The 2,953-nt window shown below is 42.6% G+C and carries 3 protein-coding genes; all 3 read left to right on the forward strand.

Features of this window, described 5'->3' with window-relative positions; all coding sequences use genetic code 11:
* Positions 1-182: 182 nt before the first annotated feature.
* On the forward strand, positions 183-566 hold the full coding sequence (locus P9B04_RS18825; protein WP_342056509.1) for a DUF4359 domain-containing protein: 384 nt from the start codon (positions 183-185) through the stop codon (positions 564-566).
* Between the two features lie 6 nt (positions 567-572).
* Entirely contained in the window at positions 573-1,388 is an 816-nt protein-coding gene (locus tag P9B04_RS18830; protein WP_342056510.1) for a segregation/condensation protein A, read from the forward strand.
* A gap of 183 nt (positions 1,389-1,571) precedes the next feature.
* A complete protein-coding gene (locus P9B04_RS18835) occupies positions 1,572-2,735 on the forward strand; it encodes an NDP-sugar synthase (RefSeq protein ID WP_342056511.1) in 1,164 nt (387 codons plus the stop codon).
* The last annotated feature ends 218 nt before the right edge of the window (positions 2,736-2,953 follow it).

Below are 2,953 nucleotides of genomic sequence, written 5' to 3' on the forward strand. Positions count from 1 at the left end.
TCTTTGTCCCCTAACTTTCGGCGAGTCCCCCCAGACTTTTTGAGAAGCTTCCTTTCATGCTGAAATTTGTGGCTACTTACCCTTAATTTTAGACTGGAGATCCTGACAAACAAACAGAGCTATAATTAAACGAAAAAAATTATCTATAGTCGTTTCAATATTAATCGTGGTGATCAAATGACATGAATGTACTACACTTAATCAAAGTTATCGGGGGAGTCAGCTTGATCGGTTTGGGAACAGGTATGGTGTTAACCAACCCCGGACGAATGGATTACGAAACTTATGCAACCGATACCCTAAGCAGCTATTTAAAATACGAGGTTTGTTCACAAGCAGCATCTGGAGGGTTAGGAAATTTTCTCGCCAGTCACTGCAAAACCCTGGTTGATACAGGAAAACCCCACATCAAGCGGGTTATTGCCAACAAAACCATTCGTCAAAATTATTTATTATTTAGTATTTACGAAACGGAATTGCTTTTACCTTCCCCAGTCCCCAATTACGAATTTGGTACCATCGGGGTATTTCAGCAATTTTATACTTATCAAGCAGATCAATTTTAGTTAGTTATGGCCAGTTCCCCCAAAAGCAATACTACCCCCTTAAAACCCATAACCAATTCTTCAGCCACCGAAGTAATTGAAACCCTGATTAATTTAGCCCAACAAGGAGAAATCGATCCTTGGGACGTTAAAGTAATTGATGTTATTGATCGTTTTTTAAGTGAATTAGGCATCGGTCAATACGGGGATAATATCTATGAACAGGCGACTTTGCCCAGATCAGGACAAGCTTTTCTGTGGGCATCGATGTTAGTGCGTTTTAAAGCAGATTCTTTAGAACGATTGGATAGGGACAACAGTGACGAAGAAATACCTTATGACACTGATGAATTGACCGAAGAAACACACAAACAGTTCCGTATTTCAGACCTAGAAAAACATCTTCGTCGTCGCAGTGCAGCCCCACCCCCTCGTCAGCGTCGTGTCACCCTACAAGAATTAATCACTCACATAGAAGAAATAGCCGAAGAAATAGAAACAGCAACTCCCTCTCGCCGTCGCAAAGCTACCCCGAAACCTCACTCCCAACGAGAAGCCATGAAAATGGTAACTCAATTGGCCCACCAAGAAAACTTAACGGAATTAGCCCAACAATTAGAAAGTTTTTTCGCCCAACAGTGGACAGATTCTTCCCCGGTAGAACGAAAACTAGATTTAGACGATTTATTACAGCGATGGCATCAAGTTAATCCTCCCCAAGAAAACCACCACAAACAAGACAGAGTAGGGGTATTTTGGGCTTTACTCCTACTCTCATCCCAATCAAAAGTAGAATTATCTCAAGAAGAATTTTATCAGGATCTCACTATTGAAGTGCTATGAACCTGAGTCCTGACGAGAACCCACACCCCACACCCTAAACTCACCAACACTTTATAGTACAGGTGGAAGATGCGAGTATAACTCAAGCAATTTGAAACAATAATCAAAATATGGCAAAAGTTAATGGTAAACTAAGCATTGTCACCCCAAATACCTGTGGCAAAGATTGAGGAAATAGTATTCATGAAAGCCATGATTCTGGCCGCTGGGAAAGGAACTCGAGTTCGTCCCATTACCCATACCATACCTAAACCATTAATTCCTATTTTGCAGAAGCCTGTGATGGAGTTTTTGTTAGAACTTCTACGACAGCACGGCTTTAACGAAATTATGGTTAACGTTAGCCATCTAGCCGAAGAAATAGAGAGTTATTTTCGCGACGGTCAACGCTTTGGCGTACAAATCGGTTATTCTTTTGAAGGAAAAATTGTCGATGGTGATTTAGTGGGTGAAGCCCTGGGCTCGGCTGGTGGATTGAGGCGAATTCACGATTTTAACCCCTTTTTTGACGATACTTTTATTGTTTTATGCGGGGATGCTCTCATAGACCTAGATTTGACAGCAGCGGTCAAGTTTCATAGGGAAAAAGGAGCGATCGCTACAATTGTCACAAAATCTGTACCCAAAGAGGTTGTATCCAGTTACGGGGTAGTGGTGAGTGATGAAGAGGGAAGAATTCAAACCTTCCAGGAAAAACCCTCCGTCGAAGAAGCACTCAGTACCAGTATCAATACAGGGATCTATATCTTTGAACCAGAGATAATTAACTATATCCCTCCCAACCAAAAATACGATATCGGTGGCGAACTATTCCCAACATTGGTAGAAAAAGGCGCACCATTTTATGCAGTAGACATGGATTTTGAATGGGTCGATATTGGAAAAGTTCCTGATTATTGGCACGCTATTCGTGGTGTATTGCAAAGAGAAATTAAAAATGTACAGATTCCTGGGATAGAAGTGAAACCAGGCATTTATACAGGTTTAAACGTATCCGTTAACTGGGATAAGGTTAATATTCAAGGGCCTGTTTACATCGGCGCAATGACCCATATAGAAGATGGGGCAACCATTATTGGACCGAGTATGATCGGCCCCAATTGTTGGATCTGTAGCGGTGCCACGGTGGATAACAGCGTTATTTTCGAGTATTCTCGTCTCGGTCCGGGGGTTCGTTTAGTGGATAAGTTGGTGTTTGGACGCTACTGCGTGGATAAAACAGGCGCAACTATCGATGTCCAAGAAGCGGCTTTGGATTGGTTAATTACTGATTCTCGTCAAACTTTTCCCGACGAAAACCAAGCGCAACAAAAGGCGATCGCAGATTTGCTCAAACCCAATCAGTGATCGGGAGCGACGCAAAAATGTCGCATCGACCGGAATTCGGTGAAAGCGACTGGGGATAGGAGTTTTGGGAAAAGCTGATGTGGGCTGTCAGATCAGTTCGGCTCCGTTCTGATGAGAACACCACTCAATCACGGCGATCGCTAAAAACGGGAAAAAGTTGGGGAGCTGGCGTGGGGACAAAAAATGCTACAAGCTAGATTTAATCAGGGATATAGCCC

Origin of the sequence: Crocosphaera sp. Alani8 (assembly GCF_038442745.1) — a bacterium.
Classification (GTDB): Bacteria; Cyanobacteriota; Cyanobacteriia; order Cyanobacteriales; family Microcystaceae; genus Crocosphaera.